The organism is uncultured Campylobacter sp., from assembly GCF_937997595.1.
In the GTDB taxonomy this organism is placed as follows: domain Bacteria; phylum Campylobacterota; class Campylobacteria; order Campylobacterales; family Campylobacteraceae; genus Campylobacter_B.
The window spans coordinates 1-1,001 of sequence record NZ_CALKTS010000190.1 but is presented as its reverse complement, the minus strand read 5'-3'; the positions used below and the strand labels follow the sequence as shown (position 1 = coordinate 1,001).

The 1,001-nt window shown below is 50.4% G+C and carries 1 protein-coding gene; it reads right to left on the bottom strand.

Translation table 11 applies throughout. From position 1 onward, the window contains the following. Positions 1 to 359 precede the first annotated feature (359 nt). The coding region (locus Q0614_RS06715; RefSeq protein WP_298787480.1) for an ABC transporter ATP-binding protein at positions 360 to 1,001 on the bottom strand (642 nt) is incomplete at its 5' end.

The following is a 1,001-nucleotide window of genomic DNA, read 5'->3' as shown; positions in this document are numbered from 1 at the left end:
TGCCGGCGTAGTTGCGCATACTGGAGCTAAAATAAATCTCAAATAAAATCTCCTTGTCGCTTGTGAGCTTCGTTAGTTTTTGCCCCTTTTGCGTGGGCTTGAAGTACGTAAAATTTGCCGCGATCTCATTGCAGCCGTTTAAAAATATCTCGCGCGGAGTCATGATTTTCCTTTTAAATTTATCGTTTAAATTTAGGCGTTTTGCTCGCTAGCAATTCGGTTTGCTGCTTACATTGCCGCGGCCGCGATTCGCAGCTTGGCGTTTTATCGGCGCGCCGTTTTGCCGCCGAGAAGTTATTCTATGCGCGCAATTTTACCCTAGTTCGGCTAAATTTAACGGCGCTACGCACCCGTAAAATTTATAATCTATCCTCGTATCTTTCGTAGTTTATGCCGTATATTTTATCGATATTTTCGGTGTTTATGAGCTGCTCGCTGCGCCCGAAAGCTAAAATTTCGCCGCCTTTTATAAACAGCGTCAAATTTGAAACGAATTTCGCGTGACGCGGGTAGTGCGTCGTCTGCACGAAGGTATAGCCCTCGTCGCCCAGCGCCTTGATCATCTCGAGCAGCTTGATCTGATTGCCAAAGTCCAGCCCGTTGGTAGGCTCATCCATAAAGATCGCTTTCGCGCCCTGAACCAGCGTGCGTGCGATATAGGCCAGCTGCCGCTCGCCGCCGCTGACCTTTGTGTAGGGCGCGTTTTTTAGATGCGCGATACCCATCTTTTCCAGCGCTTGCTCGGCTAGTTTTTTATCCGCCGTGCTAAAGCTAGAAAACAGCGGTGTCCTGCATAGCGCGCCCATCAGCGCGATGTCAAAGACGCTGTAGTCATAGGACGGCGCGTGCGTCTGCGGCACGTAGGCGACGAGAGAGGCGAGCCCCTTTTTGCCGTAGTCGCGCACGCTTTTGCCACCGATTAGCACCTCGCCCTCAAATTTTAAAAATCCGAGCATTATGCGAAGCAGAGTGCTTTTACCGCTGCCGTTGGCGCCTAGGAT